General features: G+C 72.2%; 16 protein-coding genes. 7 read left to right on the top strand and 9 right to left on the bottom strand.

What is annotated here, in order from left to right:
• Positions 1–164 precede the first annotated feature (164 nt).
• Positions 165–3,554 (top strand): discoidin domain-containing protein, encoded by a 3,390-nt coding sequence (locus tag CHC05_RS20765; protein ID WP_245871092.1) that lies wholly within the window; start codon positions 165–167, stop codon positions 3,552–3,554.
• 104 nt (positions 3,555–3,658) lie between these two features.
• Positions 3,659–4,699 carry a LacI family DNA-binding transcriptional regulator gene (locus CHC05_RS20760; protein ID WP_089251330.1) on the top strand — a complete coding sequence of 347 codons (1,041 nt, stop codon included), beginning with the start codon at positions 3,659–3,661 and terminating at the stop codon, positions 4,697–4,699.
• Here the strand turns inward: CHC05_RS20760 and CHC05_RS20755 are convergent.
• The 6 genes from CHC05_RS20755 to CHC05_RS20730 are packed head-to-tail and all read right to left on the bottom strand — an operon-like array spanning position 4,696 to position 9,717.
• On the bottom strand, positions 4,696–5,505 hold the full coding sequence (locus CHC05_RS20755) for an alpha/beta hydrolase (RefSeq protein ID WP_089251328.1): 810 nt from the start codon (positions 5,503–5,505) through the stop codon (positions 4,696–4,698). The two genes, CHC05_RS20760 and CHC05_RS20755, sit on opposite strands and share 4 nt — an antisense overlap.
• Positions 5,502–6,920: a flavin-containing monooxygenase gene (locus tag CHC05_RS20750; protein ID WP_089251326.1), complete on the bottom strand. Its 1,419-nt coding sequence runs from the start codon at positions 6,918–6,920 to the stop codon at positions 5,502–5,504. Before CHC05_RS20750 ends, CHC05_RS20755 begins: the two co-directional genes overlap by 4 nt.
• Before the next feature lie 32 nt (positions 6,921–6,952).
• Entirely contained in the window at positions 6,953–7,621 is a 669-nt protein-coding gene (locus tag CHC05_RS20745) for an endonuclease/exonuclease/phosphatase family protein (RefSeq protein ID WP_089251324.1), read from the bottom strand.
• Positions 7,618–8,565: an ROK family glucokinase gene (locus tag CHC05_RS20740; RefSeq protein ID WP_089251322.1), complete on the bottom strand. Its 948-nt coding sequence runs from the start codon at positions 8,563–8,565 to the stop codon at positions 7,618–7,620. Before CHC05_RS20740 ends, CHC05_RS20745 begins: the two co-directional genes overlap by 4 nt.
• A gap of 46 nt (positions 8,566–8,611) precedes the next feature.
• Positions 8,612–9,232 carry a hypothetical protein gene (locus CHC05_RS20735; protein ID WP_089251320.1) on the bottom strand — a complete coding sequence of 207 codons (621 nt, stop codon included), beginning with the start codon at positions 9,230–9,232 and terminating at the stop codon, positions 8,612–8,614.
• Positions 9,233–9,261: 29 nt separating this feature from the next.
• The gene (locus tag CHC05_RS20730) at positions 9,262–9,717 is read right to left on the bottom strand and encodes an SRPBCC family protein (RefSeq protein ID WP_089251318.1); all 456 of its coding nucleotides are present in this window, start codon (positions 9,715–9,717) and stop codon (positions 9,262–9,264) included.
• Between the two features lie 121 nt (positions 9,718–9,838).
• Between CHC05_RS20730 and CHC05_RS20725 the strand changes: the two genes are divergently transcribed.
• From CHC05_RS20725 to CHC05_RS20715, 3 genes are read left to right on the top strand one after another with little or no spacing between them, the layout of a single operon-like run.
• A complete protein-coding gene (locus tag CHC05_RS20725; RefSeq protein ID WP_089251316.1) occupies positions 9,839–11,632 on the top strand; it encodes an AMP-dependent synthetase/ligase in 1,794 nt (597 codons plus the stop codon).
• On the top strand, positions 11,629–13,332 hold the full coding sequence (locus CHC05_RS20720; RefSeq protein ID WP_089251314.1) for a sensor histidine kinase: 1,704 nt from the start codon (positions 11,629–11,631) through the stop codon (positions 13,330–13,332). Before CHC05_RS20725 ends, CHC05_RS20720 begins: the two co-directional genes overlap by 4 nt.
• A 7-nt stretch (positions 13,333–13,339) precedes the next feature.
• A complete protein-coding gene (locus CHC05_RS20715; protein WP_089251312.1) occupies positions 13,340–14,008 on the top strand; it encodes a response regulator transcription factor in 669 nt (222 codons plus the stop codon).
• Here the strand turns inward: CHC05_RS20715 and CHC05_RS20710 are convergent.
• Both CHC05_RS20710 and CHC05_RS42565 read right to left on the bottom strand, forming a co-directional pair.
• A complete protein-coding gene (locus CHC05_RS20710) occupies positions 14,005–14,451 on the bottom strand; it encodes a DUF4395 domain-containing protein (RefSeq protein WP_089251310.1) in 447 nt (148 codons plus the stop codon). The genes CHC05_RS20715 and CHC05_RS20710 overlap by 4 nt on opposite strands.
• Positions 14,452–14,563: 112 nt before the next feature.
• Complete coding sequence (locus tag CHC05_RS42565; RefSeq protein WP_245871089.1) at positions 14,564–15,403, bottom strand: thioredoxin family protein; 840 nt, start codon at positions 15,401–15,403, stop codon at positions 14,564–14,566.
• A 69-nt stretch (positions 15,404–15,472) separates the two neighbouring features.
• On the opposite strand from CHC05_RS42565, the gene CHC05_RS20700 reads away from it, so the two are divergent.
• Positions 15,473–16,132, top strand: coding sequence for a class I SAM-dependent DNA methyltransferase (locus tag CHC05_RS20700; protein ID WP_089251308.1), 660 nt, complete (start codon positions 15,473–15,475; stop codon positions 16,130–16,132).
• A 12-nt stretch (positions 16,133–16,144) separates the two neighbouring features.
• Complete coding sequence (locus CHC05_RS20695; protein ID WP_179266293.1) at positions 16,145–16,531, top strand: hypothetical protein; 387 nt, start codon at positions 16,145–16,147, stop codon at positions 16,529–16,531.
• Between the two features lie 60 nt (positions 16,532–16,591).
• Here the strand turns inward: CHC05_RS20695 and CHC05_RS20690 are convergent, their stop codons facing one another.
• Positions 16,592–17,716 (bottom strand): glycosyltransferase family 4 protein, encoded by a 1,125-nt coding sequence (locus CHC05_RS20690; protein WP_089251306.1) that lies wholly within the window; start codon positions 17,714–17,716, stop codon positions 16,592–16,594.
• Between the last annotated feature and the right edge of the window lie 4 nt (positions 17,717–17,720).

Raw genomic sequence — 17,720 nt, 5'->3', positions numbered from 1 at the left:
ACTCCCTTGGAGAGCGCTCTCCGAATCGAGACCAGCGTCCGGTACCGACCGATCTCCTGTCAACCCCGCATGCCTTGACATCGATGAATGTCGAGCGCAACACTGCCAGCACTGGAGAGCGCTCTCCAAAGAGCTCCGTCCCCTCTCCGGAAAGGCAGTCCCCCGTGAAACCTCGCCTGCTCACGGCCGTCCTTCTCCTCGTCACCGGACTCACCGTGGCCGCACCTACCCCGGCCAGCGCGGCCGACGCCGTCATCTCGCAGGGCAAACCGGCGACCGCGTCCTCCGCGCAGGGCGCCGACCTGCCCGCCTCCGCCGCCGTCGACGGCAACCCGGCCACGCGCTGGGGCTCGGCCTGGTCGGATCCGCAGTGGATCCAGGTCGACCTCGGTGCCACCGCCTCGATCACCCAGATCACGCTGAACTGGGAGGGCGCGTCCGCCCGGGCCTTCCAGATCCAGACCTCGCCGAACGGCACGACCTGGACCGACATCTACTCGACGACGACCGGCCCGGGCGGCACGCAGACGCTGAACGTCACCGGCACCGGGCGCTACGTCCGGATGTACGGCACGGTCCGCAACAGCGGCTACGGCTATTCGCTGTGGGAGTTCCAGGTGCACGGCACGATCGGCGGCACCAACCCGAACCCGGGCACCTGTGGCACCACCAACGCCGCGCAGGGCCGACCGGCCACCGCGTCGACCACCGAGGGCGCCGGCGTCGAGGCGACCATGGCCGTCGACGGCAACCCCGGCACCCGCTGGTCGAGCGTCTTCGCCGATCCACAGTGGATCCAGGTCGACCTCGGCTCCAGCCAGGCCGTCTGCCGGGTCGTCCTGCAGTGGGAGGGCGCCTACGGGCGCGCGTTCCAGATCCAGACCTCGACCAACGGCACCACCTGGACCGACGTGTACGCGACGACGACCGGCACGGGCGGCACGCAGACGCTGAACGTCAGCGGCACCGGGCGGTACATAAGGATGTACGGGACGGCCCGCGGCTCCGGCTACGGCTACTCGCTGTGGGAGCTCCAGGTCTTCACGACCGGCGGCACCACGAACCCGGACCCCGATCCCGACCCCGGCACCTGGCAGACGATCTGGAGCGACGACTTCACCGGCGCCGCCAACGCCGCGCCCAACGCCGCCAACTGGCTGGTCCGCACGGGCACGCAGTACCCGGGCGGCGCGGCGAACTGGGGCACCGGCTCGGTCGAGACCGCCAGCGCGGCGAATGCCACCCTCGACGGCGCCGGCCGGCTCGCGATCCGCGCGACGCGGGACGGCGCCGGCAACTGGACCTCGGGTCGCATCGAGACCCAGCGCACCGACTTCGCGCCGCAGCCCGGCCAGCTCACCCGGTTCAGCGCGGTGCTGAAGCAGCCGGACGTCGCCAACGGCCTCGGCTACTGGCCGGCGTTCCGGGCCACCGGCGCCGCGTTCCGGGGCAACTTCACCAACTGGCCGGGCATCGGCGAGACCGACATCATGAGCGGCGTCAACGGGCGCAACCAGCTCTCCCAGACGCTGCACTGCGGCACCGCGCCCGACGGCCCGTGCGGCGAGTACAACGGCCGCACCAGCGGGCTCGCGTCCTGCACCGGCTGCCAGAGCGGCTACCACGAGTACAGCCAGGTGATCGACCGCACGAAGACCGACGAGGAGATCCGGTTCTACCTCGACGGCCGGCAGACCTGGGTGGTCCGCGAGAGCCAGGTCGGCGTCACCGCCTGGCAGGCGGCCGTGCACCACGGCTTCTACCTGCGCTTCGACCTGGCCATCGGTGGCCTCTACCCGAGCGGCATCGCCGGCTTCACCGTCCCGACGCCGGACACCACCTCGGGCGGCGTGCTCAGCGTCGACTCGGTCTCGGTCGCCCGGGCCACCGGCACCACGCCGGCGGCGATGACCGACCCGGCGGTGCCGGCCGGTCCCAGCGTCGTGCGGGTCACGGGGACCCAGGGCAACTGGCAGCTCCAGGTCAACGGGGCGCCGTGGGAGGTCCGCGGGCTCACCTACGGCCCGCCGCAGGGTGCCGCCGACGGCTATCTGCGCGATCTGAAGAACATGGGCGTCAACACCATCCGCACCTGGGGCGTCGACGACGCGCAGACCCCGGTGCTGCTGGACGCCGCCGCCCGCCAGGGCATCAAGGTGATCGTCGGGCACTGGCTGAACCAGGGTGCCGACTATGTCAACGACACCGCGTACAAGAACACCGTGAAGGCCGAGATCGTCGCCCGGGTCAACGCGCTCAAGGGCCGCCAGGGCGTGCTCATGTGGGACGTCGGCAACGAGGTCATCTTGACCATGCAGGACCACGGGCTCGCACCGGACGTGGTCGAGGCGCGGCGGGTGGCGTACGCCCGGTTCGTCAACGAGGTCGCGGTGGCGATCCATGCCGCCGACCCCAACCACCCGGTCACCTCGACCGACGCGTACACCCACGCGTGGACCTACTACAAGCCGTACTCGCCGGCGCTCGACCTGCTGGCGGTCAACTCGTACGGCGCCATCGGCGGGGTGAAGAACGACTGGATCGCGGGCGGCTACACCAAGCCGTACATCGTGACCGAGGCCGGACCCGACGGCGAGTGGGAGGTCCCGAACGACGTCAACGGCGTGCCGGACGAGCCGTCGGACCTCGAGAAGCGGGCCGGCTACGCGGCGAGCTGGGCGGCGATCAAGTCGCACCCGGGCGTCGCGCTCGGTGCCACCGAGTTCCACTACGGCCTCGAGAACGACTTCGGCGGCGTCTGGCTCAACGTGACCACGGGCGGCTGGCGCCGGCTGGGCTACCACGCGCTGCGGCAGGCGTACTCCGGCCAACCCGCTCCGAACACCCCGCCCGAGATCACCACGATGACGGTCGGCTCACAGACGGCCGTGCCAGCGGGCGGCACGTTCCCGGTGTCGGTCGCGGCCACCGACCCGCAGGGCGACCTGGTCCGCTACAACCTGATGTTCAGCAACAAGCACATCACCGGCGGTACGGGCTTCTCGAACGTCACGTTCACCGAGACCGGCAACGGCACGTTCTCGGTGCGGGCGCCCGAGCAGCTCGGCGTGTGGAAGGTCTACGTCTACGCGTTCGACGGCCAGGGCAACGTCGGCATCGAGCAGCGGTCGTTCAGGGTCGTGCCGCCGACGGTCGCGGGCACCAACATCGCCCGGGGGCGGCCGGTGACCGCGTCGACGTACCAGCCGACCGGCACCAACGGCCCGCAGCTTCCTGCGTACGCCGTCGACGGCGACTACGCCACCCGCTGGGCCAGTGAGTGGGTGCCGACGGCGTGGGTGCGGGTGGACCTCGGCTCGGTGCAGTCCTTCAACCACGTGCAGCTCGCGTGGGAGGCCGCCTACGCAACCGGTTACCAGGTGCAGACCTCGAACGACGGCAACACCTGGACCACGGTGTACGCGACGACGAGCGGCAACGGGGGCTTCGACAGCCTCGCGATCACCGGCACGGGCCGCTACGTCCGGATGAACGGACAGACCCGGGCCACCGCGTACGGGTATTCGCTGTGGGAGTTCGGCGTGTATCGGTGATCTCGGATGGGTGGCGGACCGCCTCCCTGCTAGCGTTGGCTTCACCAGGCGGGCGGAGAGCGCTCTCCGCCCGCCGGTTCGACACGAGAGGGCCGACGCGCGACGTGACCACCGACAACGCACGCCTGCCGACCCTGGAGGACGTGGCCCGGCTCGCGGGGGTCTCCCGGGCCACGGTCTCCCGCGTCATCAACGGCATCCGCAACGTCAACCCCGAGCTGCACGAGGTCGTGTGGAACGCGGTGAACGCCACCGGCTACGTGGCCAACCGCGCCGCCCGCTCGCTGGTCACCCGGCGCACCGGCACGATCGCCCTGGTCGTCTCGGACTCGGAGAGCCACGACGACGACCCGTTCATGAGCCGCTTCTTCAGCGACCCGTTCTTCGGCCGGGTCGTCGGCGGCCTGATGAGCGCGCTGCGCCCGGCCGGCATCCAGCTCGCGCTCCAGCTCGTGGGCGCCGACCAGGCCCGCGGCCAGCTCGTCGGCGACCTGCGCCAGGGCCAGGCCGACGGCTCGGTGGTGCTGTCGCTGCACCCCGGTGACACGCTCCCCCAGCTCCTCGCCGACGCCGGGCTGGCCGGCGTGGTGATCGGTCGCCCGGCCCGGCCCGTGCCGATCAGCCACGTCGACGTGGCCAACGACCGGGGCGCCGCGCTCGCCGCGGAGCACCTGGTGTCCCGGGGCCGGCGCCGGGTCGGCATGATCACGGGTCCGATCGACGTGCCGGCCAGCGTCGACCGCAGCGCGGGCTTCCGCGCGGCGATGGCCCGGCTCGGTCAGTCCTTCGTGCCGTCCGTCATCGGCAACTTCACGCACGAGAGCGGCGAACGCGGGATGCGCGAGCTGCTCGCCGACAACCCGGACCTCGACGGCGTCTTCGTGGCCAACGACCTGATGGCCCAGGGCGGTCTGGCCGCGCTGCACGAGCTCGGCCGCCGGGTGCCCGACGAGATCGCGGTCGTCGGCTTCGACGACAGCAGCGCCGCGCTGGCCGCCCGCCCGCAGCTCACGACGGTGCGCCAGCCGCTGGAGGACATGGCGGCCGAGGCGGCCCGCCTGCTGATGGCGCACATCGACAACCCCGGGCGCGAGACGGCCGCGGTGGTCTTCGAGCCGACGCTGGTGGTCCGCGCCTCCTCTTAGTGGTCGCCCTTCTCCAGCCAGTCCAGGATCGCGTCCAGGGGCTCCGGCCAGCGGGCGTCGAGCATCAGGTCGTGGCCCATGCCCGGGAACAGCAGCGGCGCACCGCCGTAGCGCGCGGCCACCCGGTCGAGCGCCGACCGCGGCACCACCCGGTCGTCGGGCGTGCCGACCACCAGCACCGGCGGGGCGCCGACCGGCTCCTCCGGCGCCCGCGACCGCAGCAGCTCCCACTGGGCGCGCCGCGAGGCGTGGCCGATCCGCTTCAGGTAGTCGCGCGCGACCGGCTCCGGCAGGTCGCGGCTGAACAACTGCCGCCGGCCAACCCGCACCTTGCCGCCGAACGCGCCCGGCAGCGTGCCGAACAGGTTGTGCCGCAGCGCCAGACCCAGCGTCGCCCAGCCGCCGAACACCGGCGCGGCCAGCACGCCGGCGCGGGCGGGATAGCGGGCCAGCGCGTGCGCCACCACGAGGGCCCCTGCGCCGTGGCCGACCAGGACCGCCTGGCGCGGCAGGCCGGCGGCGACCTGCACGACGTCGTGCGCGTACGCCCGGAGCTCGGCTTTCGGCGCCGGCTCGCTGTTGCCGTGGCCGCGCGGGCTGACCGCGTGGGCCGCGAAGCCGCGGCCGGCGGCGTGCTCCAGCCAGTGCTCCGCGTACGCCCAGGCGCCGTGCCCGAAACCCGGCACGAACAGCACCGGCGGCTTGCTGTCGTCGGGCAGCTCGGGGGTCGCGGTGAGCACCTCGCGGCGGGCCGGCGGCACCGGGTTGGCCCAGTCGCGGTTACGCATGATCCGCACGGAGGTCATCGCGTGCTCCTTGCTGCCGTCGCAGTGGCCGGGGAGAGCTCGTCCAGGGCGCTCTGGAGGGCCCGCAGGTAGTCGATGTGGTTGACCTCGAACCAGTGCCGCGTCGAGTCCTTGACCCGGGCCCGGTTCCAGCGCTTGCCCACGTCGGCCGAGGCACGCGACCAGAACGCGGCCGCCCGGGCCAGGTCGCGGTCGCGCAGCCGCAGCCAGCGGGCGATCAGCACGGTCTGCCAGTGCACCAGCGGGAACAGCCCGGAGTCGGGTTGCAGCAGGCCGGCCACGGCGAGCGTCGGGTACGTGCGCGGGAACGCGTGCAGGTAGAGCGTGGGTCGGCCGTGCTCGTCGGCGCCGAGGATCTCGGGCGCGAGGAACTCGAACCGGGGCAGGTAGCCGGTGGCGAAGACGACCAGGTCGGGCTCGACCTGCCGGCCGTCGGTCAGCTCGACCGCGGAGCGATGGAAGCGCCGCACGTCGGGCACGGGCGTGATCGTGCCGTGGCCGAGGTGGTACATCAGCTGGCTGTTGGAGATCGGGTGGGTCTCGAAGACCTTGTGGTCGGGCTTCGGCAGGCCGAACCGGCCCTGGTCGCCGACGGTGAGCCGCAGCGTGCGGGCGGCCAGCCACTGTCGCACGCCCAGCGGCAGCCGGGCCGCCTGCATCTGGTCGTTGACCTGGTCGGCCGGGCGGCCCAGCAGATACTTCGGCAGGTACCAGTAGCCGCGCCGGGTGGAGTGCCAGGTCTGGCTCGCCGACGTGGCCGCCTCGACCGCGATGTCGCACCCGGTGTTGCCGCCGCCGACCACCAGCACCCGGCGGCCGCGCAGCTCCTTGGGGTCCTTGTAGGCGGACGCGTGCATCGTCTGCCCCCGGAACTCGTCGAGCCCCTCGTAGGCGGGCTGCTTCGGCGCCCAGTTGTGCCCGTTGGCCAGCACGACGGCCAGGTAGCGGTGGGTCCGCTCGGAACCGGCTCCGCCGGCGCTGCGGGTGGTCACGTCCCAGCTCGTGTCGTCGGCCGGCTCGACCTTGACCACCTCGGTGCCGAACCAGACGTGCGGATTGAGGTCGAAGTGCTCGGCGTAGCGCTCCAGGTAGGACAGCAACTGGCTGTGGTGCGGGTAGTCCGGCCAGGTGTCCGGCATCGGGAAGTCCGGGAACTGGGTGAACGGCTTCGACGAGATCAGGTGGGTGTTGGCGTAGATCGGGCTGCGGTCGTGCCGCCAGTTCCAGGCGCCGCCGACGCTGGTCTCGCGCTCGTAGCAGTCGACGCCGAAGCCGTGCTCGCGCAGGTTCTTGACCGCGGCGAGGCCGCTGGCGCCGGCACCGACCACGCAGACCGTGTCACGCCGGTCGTAGACCGGGCGGCCGTCGCGCCAGAGGGTGGTGGAGGGGTCGAAGCTGTCGTTGGCGGTGGACACCGCCCGATCCTTCCGACTGACCCTTGTCTTGTCTAGTCGGGTATCACCAGATCTACGGCGATCGGTAGATGGTCGCTGGCGCGGCGGGCCTGCGCGGAATCCACCACCCGGAAGCCGGCCACCTCGATGCGCTTGTCGACGAAGACGCCGTCGATCGCGCGGCGCGGTCCGGAGGACGGGTGGGTCGGTGCCGTGCCCGCGATGTGCAGCCCGTCGGCGACCGCGGCCCAGGTCGGGTCGCCGGGCTCCGCGTTGAGGTCGCCGGCCGCCACGACGGGCAGGTCGCCGCGGCGCATCTCGGCCCGCCACGCCGCCGCCTGCGCCGGGCGTACCGCCGGGTCGGTCGACAGGTGGGAGCCGGTCACCACAAACCGGGCGCCCGGCACCGCGCAGGTGGCGAACACCGCTCCGCGCAGGTGGTGCCCGGGGACCAGGGGGTAACGGACGTCACGGGTCTCCAGCACGCGTACCCGCAGTGTGGTCAGCACCAGGTTGCCGAGCGACCAGAGCCCGCCACCGCCGACCACCATCCGCAACTGGTCGGCGAGGGCCGCGTTCTTCTGCCGCCAGCGGAACCGGCGGGCGCCCTCCTGCACGATCAGCACGTCGGGCGCGAGGTCGGCGACCACGCCGGCGAGCGCGTGCAGGTCGTCTTTGAAGCTATGGATGTTGTACGAGACGACCCGCACGCGCGCTGTCATCGACGCCGGGCCAGGTCGGCCGCACCAACCAGTCCCGCGCCGTTGCCCAGTTTCGCGACCCGCAGGTCCGCGACCGGCCAGCGGCCGCGCTGGGCCAGCGACTCCTGGTAGGACGCTCGGGCCGGGCCCATCAGCAGCTCGCCGGCGTCGACCACGCCGCCGCCGACCACGAGCACCTGCGGGTCGAGCACCTGGACCATGTCGGCCAGGCCCATGCCGAGCCAGGTGCCGATCTGGGCGAACGCCTCGCGGGACACCTCGTCGCCGTCTTGGGCGGCGGCGGTCACCATCGGGCCGGTGACCCGGTCGGGGTCGCCGCCGGCCAGGGCGAGCAGCCGCTCCGCGCGGTGCGGCTCCTGCCGGGCGCCGGCCCGGGCGAACCGGACCAGGGCGTTGCCGCTCGCGTACTGCTCGATACAGCCGAGCCGGCCGCAGCCGCACTTGTGCCCGCCGGGCACGAGGCCCATGTGGCCGAGCTCCGCCGCGATGCCGTTGGTGCCGCGGACCAGCTCACCGCCGAGCACGATGGCGCCGCCGACCCCGGTGCCGATGGTGAACATCACCATCGAGTCCTCGGCGTCGTGCGCGGCGCCGTAGCGGAACTCCGCCCAGGCCGCCGCGTTGCCGTCGTTCTCCACGATGACCGGCAGGCCGACCTTGTCGCTGACGTAGTCGCGGAGCGGCTCGTCGCGCCACGCGATGTTGGGTGCGAACAGCACGGTGGAGCGGGAGGCGTCGATCCAGCCGGCCGCGCCGATGCCGACGGCGGTGGCCGGGTGGGCTGCGGCCAGCTCGGCGGCGACCTCGACGATGGTGTCCCGGGTGCGGGCGACGTCGTCGGCGGGGGTGTCCCGCCGGACGGTCGTGACGACCGTCCCGTTCTCGTCGACCACCCCACCGGCGACCTTGGTGCCACCCACGTCGACTCCGATGGTCAGCGTCACCGCTGCCGCTCCCCTCTGCTGTGCTGTGGTCTTCCGGGCAACGCGCTCAGGCGTCGTCGTCCGACCGTGGCGCCGGTGGCGCCGTCCGCTTGACGGCCTTGCGGGCCATCGGTTTCGCGGGCTTGCGCTGCGGCTCGACCTCGTCGTCGGCCGCGCGCCCAGCCGCGGTGGCCTCCGCCCAGACGTCACCGGCCGCGGGGCCCGGTCCAACATCATCGCGGGTACGGGTGGCCGCGCGCCAGATCTCGTCGTCGGAGAACCGGGGAGCGGGCGGGGGCGGCGGCTGCGGATCCCGCACGGCCGTGGAGCTGTTGACCGCCCGGAGCAGGCTGGCCACGCCGGCCGCGAAGTCGCCGGCGCCGGTCGCGAGCCGCTCGGCGAACTCGGGGCTCGGGTCGCGCAACGCGACGATCACGCGGCAGATCGGGCAGACGCAGCACTCCGCGTCGCCGGTGGCGATCTTCGGCCCCGCTCCGGTCTGCGTACCTCCGGATGGGTGATGGTCGCCGCCGAAGGCGCTGCCGAGCACGTCGGTCAGCGAGCCGAGCGCGCTCATGCCGGCCGCGAGGCCCGGGCCGTCGCCGGCGCGGCGCGCCATGGCCAGCGCGGCGGCGACCAGGCGCTCGGCCTCGCCGCGGGCGGAGGATGGGTCTGGTTGCGGTGCCATCGTCGTTCCTCAGGTAGGTGCGGGCCCGGTCAGGCGCGCGGGTAGAGGGTCTCCACCCGGCCCTTGAGCTGTTTCAGGGCGGCATCCATGATCATCTTCTCGGCTTTCTTGCGGAACATGCCAAGCATGCCCACCGCCAGGTCGACTTCGAGCGTGTACGTGACCTCGCTCCCACGCTCGCCGACCGGTTCGATGTCGTAGGAACCGTTCTGCGTCTTCTGCATCTTCGACGGCGCGACCAGATGCCATTCGATGCGCGAGATGTCCTCGGCGTACTCATATTGGAGGGTGTATTCGTCCACCAGCACGCCGGCGTCGATCACGAACCGCACCTGGCTCGCATAGCCGTCTTCGTATTCCTCGACCACCTCGACCGACTTCATCGCCGTGGTCCACTCCGGGTAGCGCGCGAAGTCGCAAATCACCGCCGCGACCTGGGCCGGGGTGGCGTCGATCTCAATCGACTGGGTGGAGGAGTCCGCCATGTGGGGCAGGCTACCTCTTTGTGCGCCGCCGACCGGCTGACGGCTCGCTGGTCCCCCGGGTCGGACTCGATGTCGATACGGGTAGGTTGCATTTAGCTGATCGCGTTCTGTAGGAGGCCAGGTGCGCGAATTCTCCGTTCCCCCCGTCGTGACGATCGGGGACGCGGCGAACCTGACCGATCCGGTCTGGGACAACGCCGTCGAGGCACCCGACGCGGTGCAGTTCCGGCGCCGCCGCGGTGGCGAATGGCTCGACGTCACCTGTGGGCAGTTCCGGGACGAGGTCGTCGCGCTCGCCCGCGGCCTGGTCGCCGCGGGCATCCAGCCTGGTCAACGCGTGGGGCTGATGAGCCGCACGCGGTACGAGTGGACGCTGGTCGACTACGCGATCTGGTCGGTCGGCGCGGTCACCGTCCCGGTCTACGAGACGTCGAGCGCCGAGCAGGTCCGCTGGATGCTCGAGGACTCCGGCGCGGTCGCGCTGTTCGTCGAGACCGACGCCCACGCTCTTCTCGTGGCCGGCATCCGCGCCGACCTGCCCGACCTGGCCGAGGTGTGGCGGATCGAGTCCGACGACCTCGACCAGCTCCGCGAGCGCGGCGCGACCGTCGACGCCGCCGTCATCGAGGAGCAGCGGCGCACGTCCACCGCCGACGACATCGCCACCATCATCTACACCAGCGGTACGACCGGCCGGCCCAAGGGCTGCGTGCTCACCCACCGCAACCTGCTGTCCGACATCGCCAACGCGGTGCCGGTGCTGCCGGACCTGTTCCACCAGGGCGGCTCGACACTGCTCTTCCTGCCCCTCGCGCACTCCTTCGCCCGGCTGATCCAGATCGGCATGGTGCACGCCCGCGCCACGATGGGCCACCTGCCCGACACCAAGACGCTGGTCGCGGACCTCCAGGACTTCCAGCCGACGTTCCTGCTCTCCGTGCCGCGGGTGTTCGAGAAGGTGCACACCGGGGCCAAGCAGCGCGCGGCGGCCTCGGGCAAGGGCGCCATCTTCGACAAGGCCGAGCAGGTCGCGATCGCGTACTCGACCGCGATGGAAGGCTCCGGTCCCGGGCTGGCGCTGCGCATGCAGCACGCCCTCTACGACAAGCTGGTGTACGGCAAGCTGCGCGCCGCGATGGGTGGCAAGTGCACCCGGGCGATCTCGGGCGGCGCCCCGCTCGGCGCCCGCCTGGCGCACTTCTTCCGCGGCATCGGCGTCACCGTGTACGAGGGCTACGGCCTCACCGAGACCTCCCCGGCGATCGCCGCCAACCTGGAGAGCGCCACCCGCATCGGCACCGTCGGCCGCCCGCTGCCCGGCGTCACCGTCCGGGTCGCCGACGACGGCGAGATCCTGGTCAAGGGCCCGCTGGTGTTCAAGGAGTACTGGCGGAACCCGACCGCGACCGCCGAGGTGCGGGGCGACGACGGCTGGTTCGCCACCGGTGACCTGGGCGAGCTCGACGACGACGGCTTCCTGAGCATCACCGGCCGGAAGAAGGAGATCATCGTCACCGCGGCCGGCAAGAACGTCGCGCCGGCGGTGCTGGAGGACCGGATCCGGGCCCACTACCTGGTCAGCCAGGCGATGGTGGTCGGCGACCGGCAGCCGTTCATCGCCGCGCTGGTGACGATCGACCCGGAGTCGCTGCCCCGCTGGCTGGAGTCGATGGGGCTGCCGGCCGACACCTCGGTGGCCGACCTGCGCACCGACGAGAAGCTGCGGGCCGAGGTGCAGAGCGCGGTCGACGACGCCAACAAGGCGGTCTCGCACGCCGAGGCGATCAAGGAGTTCCGCATCCTGCCGGCGGACTTCACCGAGGCGACCGGCGAGCTGACGCCGTCGCTCAAGGTCAAGCGGAGCGTCGTGATCAAGACGCACCAGGCCGAGATTGACGAGATCTATCGCCGATGACCCCTGAGGCGCCCGCACCGACGCCGATCCGCGCCCACCCGCTCGCCGTGGCCGCGCGGATCGTGATGCTCGCGCTCGTCGCTGTCCTCGTGCTGCTCACCACGCAACAGCTGGAACAGCTGTGGTGGGTCGCGCTGCTGATCGTCGCCGGGCTGCCCGCCGTGATCGCGCCCCGGCACCCGGTGCTCGCCCCGCTCGGGCGGTTCGCCGAGGTGATCGTGGTCGGCATCGGGGCCAGCCAGGTCGCCGAGCACACCGCGAGCAACGCGCTCGGCCAGGGCATCGGCGCGGCCGCGCTGCTGCCGTACCTGTCGGTCCCGCTGACCGTGACGGCGCTGCGCCGGCGGTCCCGGGAGAGCGCCGCGCTGCTCGGCACGGCCACGCTGGCGCTCGTCGTCGGCGGCGCGATCAGCTCGACCGGCGACGATCCGCTGATCGCCAAGCCCGGCTACCTGGTCGTCGCGGCCCAATGGCTGATCCTGGCGTCGCTCGGCACGCTGGCGGCGTCCACCCTGCAGCGGATCATGCAGCAACGGGAGAAGGCGGGACGGCCCCAGCCGTACGCGGAGGCGACCCGGCTGTTGACCCAGCTCCGCAGCGTCGCCCGGCAGCTGCCCGGCGCCACGCTCGACCCCGGTGGCATCTCCGAGCACTTGGTCGAGGAGCTGCGCGGGGTGGCCCGGGCCGACCGCGCGGCGGTGCTCTCGGCCAGCGGCGGCGGGCGGTTGGTGGTGCTCGCCCAGGCGGGCGTCGACCGGGTCGACTGGGAGACCAGCCTCGACGCGGACTCCGCGATCGCCGAGGCGTGGGCCAGCCAGCAGCCGTACACGGCCAGCCGGTCGCAGGCCCGCTCCCACCGTCGGGGTGACGTGTCCGCGCTGGTGGTGCCCCTGGTGGCCGGCGTGCGTACCGTCGGATTGGTGATCATCGAGGCCGACGTGTCCGGCGCCTACCCGCCGGTCGTGGTGCAGCGGGTGACCGGGCTGACCGGTCCGGCCGCGCTGCGCCTGGAGGCGGCGCTGCTGTTCGACGAGGTCCGCTCGCTGGCGACCAACGAGGAGCGGCAGCGGCTGGCCCGCGAGATCCACGACGGGGTCGCGCAGGAGCTCGTGATGGTCGGATATGGGATTGACAACGCGCTCGCGACGCTCCCCGACGACGCCAAGGAGACCGCCGAGGAGCTCCGGACGTTGCGCGGCGAGGTGACACGCGTGATCACCGAGTTGCGGTTGTCACTGTTCGAGCTGCGGTCCGAGGTCGACCGGCAGGGGGGTCTGGCTGCGGCGATCTCCGAGTACGCGCGGACGGTCGGTGCCTCGGGTGGGCTGCGGGTGCACGTCACGCTCGACGAGTCGACCGCCCGGCTCCCCGCGGCCACGGAGGCCGAACTCCTGCGGATCGCACAGGAAGCGATCACGAACGCCCGAAAACACGCCGGAGCCACTAACCTGTGGGTCTCGTGTTCCATCGATCCGCCGTACGCACAGATCGAAGTGTCGGATGACGGTCAGGGCATCGCCGACCAGCGCCCAGACGGCCGTTACGGTCTTGCGATCATGGCGGAGAGAGCGGAACGTATCCGAGGCCGGTTGGAGATCAGTCCGCGAAGCCCGTCCGGCACGACCGTGGCGGTGGTAGTCGGCACACCACCGCGGCGCGGTAGCGTGCGCGATAGCGTCACCGCATCAGAAGGGGAGTAACCCGAGCATGACGACCAGCCCATCGCCGGCCACTCGCACCAAGGTCCTCCTGGTCGACGATCACGACCTGATCCGCAAGGGCCTGCGGCACGCCTTCGAGCGCGACCGCCAGTTCGAGGTCGTGGGCGAGGCCGCCACCGCCGCCGAGGGCGTACGCCAGGCCGGCGCTCTGCAGCCCGATGTCGTGATCATGGACCTGCGCCTCCCCGACGGCAGCGGCCTCGAGGCGACCCGCGCCCTGCGCAAGTCGAGCGCGACGATGGGCATCGTCGTGCTGACCATGTACGCGGGCGACGACCAGCTGTTCGGCGCGCTCGAGGCGGGCGCCAGCGCGTTCGTCCCGAAGACCGCCCCGGCCGACGAGGTCGTCGCCGCCGCCCGGCACGCCGCGTCGTCGCCGTCGGCGTTCACCGCGGCCGACCTGGCGGAGGCGATGAAGCGCCGGCTGGCCCCGTCGGGCCCGCAGCTCTCCCCGCGCGAGGGCCAGGTGCTCCGCCTGCTCGCCGACGGCATGTCGGTGGCCGGCATCGCCAAGCAGCTCTTCGTCAGCGAGTCGACGGCCAAGACGCACATCTCGAAGCTCTACGAGAAGCTCGGCGCCGCCAACCGGGCCCAGGCCCTGATGACCGCGCTGCGACTGGGCCTGCTCGAGGCCCCGGACGCGCCCAAGTTCTAGTCGTCGGTGCTGACCCGGGCGGCCATCGGCCTCCCGGTCATCCGGCGCGTGGCCAGGTAGAGCTCGCACCCGAGGCACAGCCCGAAGGCGCTGTTGAGGAACGCGGCGGCCAACCCGAACCCGGCCGCCGTGATCCCGACGGCCGTGCCGGCAGTGCCGCCGGCACCGAAGCCGATGGCCGCCACGATCGCGAACACCCCGCCGAGCGCCTGCGCGAACCGCACGGGCTCGGCGGGCTCGCGCTCGGTGGCTTTCTTGAGCCTGGGTGCCACCAGCGTGCGGAAGAGCAGCGAGTAGGGACCCTTGCGGGGGTCGATCGCGGTGACGGCGAAGACGACGGCCTGCGCGAGCGCGAGCCACCACGCGCCGGTAATCAGGACAAGCACGAAAACGATCGCGGTAAGGCCGGCGGCGAAGCGCGGGCCACGGGGGTCGAGCAGCATCGGATGCCTCGGGTTGGGTCTCGTCGGGCCAGGGCTGGTCTCGTCGCTCAGCGACAGAGACTCGCGGCAAGACGTCCAAGGTCGACGGTGCGACGGCGGGTGAGCTTGTCGTTCATCGCTCGGCCTGATCGATCATCGGCGCGACGGCGGCGACCACCTGGGCCTTCGCCGGCACGCCGGAGGCGCGCTGCACGACCCGCCCACCGGCCACGATCAACGTGGTAGGCGTACGCCAGATGTCCAGCGCGCGCACGGCGTCGAGGTGACTCTCGGCGTCGACCTCGAGGTGGGTGACCCCGTCGACCATCGCGGCCACGTCCGCGAGAACGCGCCGCGTGACCCGGCAGGGCGCGCAGAAGGCAGACGAGAACTGCAACAGGGTGACCGGCGTCGCCGGATCGACGCCGAGGTCCAGGAGCGTCCGGTCAACCGCCGGGTGGGTGCTGTCGGTGGCCAGGGTCGCGGGACGGTCGTCGCTGGGCAGTGCCAGCGCTCCTGATGTCACGCTCTCGGCCGGGACGCTCCCGCCAACGCCAGCCAAGCCCGCGTCGTGGCCATCGACCGAACCCGCCCCAAGGCCGTCGACCGAACCCACCCGGCTGCCGCCCGCGAAGCCCACCCCGCTGCCGCCGGCCAAACCCGCGTCGTGGCCATCGGCCAAACCCGCCGCGCTGCCGCCGGCCAAACCCGCTTCGCGGCCATCGGCCGATCCGGGGCCGCCGTTGTGCCCGGAGGCCGGTGCGTTGCTGCCGACGGCGGCTGATCGGTCGTGGCTGGTGGCGGTCAGGTGTTCCCTTCCGCCCGAGGCGCGTGTGTCGGTGTCGCGCGCGACTGCTCCCGCGGCCACGGGCCGCAGGCGGCCGTCGTGCCGGTTGCGCCACACACCGAAGACGGTCGCCACCACCAGCACGGCGGCGGCCACCACGAGGCCGGTGACGGCGGAGGAGCCCACGGACCTAAGTTGCCACGATCACCCACCCCGGCGCCATGACGTGGCCCACGTCTCACATGAGTAAGGTCCATGATCGTGCTGGAACCCGACTTCGTGACCAAGACCCGGACGTCCTACAACACGATCGCCGTCGGCTATGCCGACCTCTTCGCCGACGAGCTCGAGCGTTGGCCGCTGCACCGGGCGCTGCTGACCTGGTTCGCCGAGATCGTCGGTGACGGCCCGGTGCTCGACGTGGGCTGTGGCCCCGGCCGGACCACCGGCTTCTTGCACGGGCTCGGTGTCGATATCGCGGGCCTGGACCTCACCCCCGGCTTCCTCGCGATCGCGCGGGCGGAGAACCCCGACATCACCTTCACCGAGGGCTCGATGCTCGACCTGAACCAGGCGCCGGGGAGTCTCGCGGGCCTGCTGGCCAACTACTCCCTGATTCACCTCCCGGACGAGGTCCTGCCGGAGGTACTGGCCCGTTTCCACCGGGCGCTGCGTTCCGGCGGCCTGCTGTGGGTGGCCTTCCAGGTAGGCGACGAGCCCCGGCACCGCACGGAGGCCTGGGGCCACGAGATCGACCTGGTCTTCCGCCGCCGCCAACCGGACCAGGTGGCCGCGTTCCTGGCTGCGGCCGGCTTCGACGTGCAGGTCCGCGTGGTCCGTGAACCGATCCACGACGAACTGACCCCGCACGCCATCCTGGTAGCCAGCAAGCGCCCCGACTCCGACCTCCTCTAACCAGGCCGCCAGATGCACACCCACAACGTCTACGAGAACCCGCCGGCCCTCCCCCACGACGTCGTGGCGGAGGTCCTCGATCGGGCGCTACGCGAGGACACCGACCCGGGCGAGGCCGCGGACGTACTGGTGGGAATCGCGCTGTACGACGACGACCCCGAGTTCGTCGAAGGGTGGTGCGTCGAGGTGGGAACCCGGGCGCAGGCCGGCAGTCCGTTGCTCGGACTGGCCGGCCTGTGCCTGGGCCACACGGCCCGGCGCTTCGGTCAGCTCAGCCCCAAGGCCGTCGCCCTCGCGGAGAGCCTCGCCGCCCGGTCGCAGGCAAACCCGTCCGACGTGGACACCCGCGCGCTGGACGGACTCGATGACATCCGCTGGTTCCTGTTCCGCGCCGAGTAGCCCTCCGGCACGAACAAAGTTCGCCACACCCTGATCGCCGCATCGACGCCGGATGGCGTCCTAGGGGGTCAGTAGGGCGCGCATGCGGGTGGCCTGGGTTTGCCAGCGCCAGTCTCGTTCGACCCAGGCTCGGCCGGCCTGGCCCATGCGGCGGGCCAGGGTCGGGTCGGACAGCAGGGTGGTGACGCGGTCGGCGATCTGGGTGATGTCGCGGCCGTCGACTACGTAGCCTGTTTCGCCCTCGCGGACCGCGTCCGGTGCGCCGCCTGAGTCGCCCGCGACTACCGGGAGGCCGGTGGCTGAGGCCTCCAGGTAGACGATGCCCAGGCCTTCCACGTCGAGGCCGCGGTTGCGGGTGCGGCAGGGCATCGCGAAGACGTCGCCCGCCGCGTAGTGGGCCGGTAGCTCTTCCCATGGGACGCCGCGGGTGATGACCACGTGGTCGGTCACGCCCAGCGAGGTGGCCAGGCGGCGGAGGCGTTCGTGGTTGGGGCCGCCGCCCACCAGCAGGAGGACGGCTTCCGGGACCGTCTTGATGATCGCGGGCATGGCCCGGATCAGGGCGTCCTGGCCCTTGCGCGGCACCAGCCGGGAGACGCAGACCACGACCGGGCGGTTCTCGATGCCGTGGCGGGCGCGGACGGCGCTGCCGTCGACGTCCGGGTGGAACAAGTCGACGTCGACGCCCGGTGCCAGGCGGCGCAGGTCGGTCAGGCCGTGCAGGGCGCGCTCCAGGCGGGTGCGCTGGTAGTCGGTCAGGTAGGTGATCACGTCCGCGCCGCGAGCGATGCGGCGGAGCAGGCCCCGGGCGCCGGGCAGGGCCGCCCAGCCGATCTCGTGGCCGTGGGTCAGGGCGACCACCCGGGAGATGCCCGCCCGGCGGCGTAGGCCGTCGGCCAGCAGGCCCAGCGGCGCGGCCGCGCCGAACCAGACCGTGTCGCACTCGTGTGCCAGGGCCAGCTCCGCCGCGCGGCGGGCGACCGCCGGGGTCGGTAGGAGCACCCCCGTGGACTCGCGGACCACCTCGAAGGGCTGGTCGGCGTCGAACTTGTCGGCGCCGCGCCAGGTCGACGAGTAGACCACCACCGAGCCGGCCGGTTGCCGAACCGCCAGCTGGTGGACGAACTTCTGGATGCCGCCGGGGCGGGGCGGGAAGTCGTTGGTGACGAGCAGGGTGCGACTCACCGGT

Origin of the sequence: Asanoa hainanensis (genome assembly GCF_900188485.1) — a bacterium.
Classification (GTDB): domain Bacteria; phylum Actinomycetota; class Actinomycetes; order Mycobacteriales; family Micromonosporaceae; genus Asanoa; species Asanoa hainanensis.
This window is presented reverse-complemented; position numbering and strand designations above follow the sequence as displayed.